At 48.1% G+C, this 347-nt stretch carries 1 protein-coding gene; it reads left to right on the top strand.

What is annotated here, in order from left to right; all coding sequences use genetic code 11:
* On the top strand, positions 1-347 hold a 347-nt coding region (locus E3E51_RS13215; protein WP_240924345.1), incomplete at both ends, for a methyl-accepting chemotaxis protein.

Genomic DNA, 347 nt, shown 5'->3' with positions numbered 1-347 from the left:
CAGAGGCAGCAGGAGAACATTAACGAGATAACTGAAGGAATGCGCTTCGTTGCTGAGACGAGTTCGGAGAGCGTCAGAGCAATGGACGAATTCGAAGCGGCAGTAAACGAAGTCGTCACAATAGCCAGCGAGGGCAGACAGAAAGGAGAAATCTCAGCAAGACAGATAGAGAGCATACAAGAAATGATGAGCGATATTGAAAGCGCGGTTAAAAAAGTCGCCGAGATGAGTAGGAGTATTGAGGAGATTACTAATGTTATTACGAATATTGCGGAGCAGACGAATTTGCTTGCTTTGAATGCTGCTATTGAGGCTGCTCGTGCTGGTGAGGCGGGCAGGGGTTTCGC

It is taken from the genome of Thermococcus sp. 21S7, from assembly GCF_012027615.1.
GTDB lineage: Archaea > Methanobacteriota_B > Thermococci > Thermococcales > Thermococcaceae > Thermococcus.
Note: the sequence above shows the minus strand (reverse complement) of the source record. Positions and strands in the feature narration are given on the sequence as shown.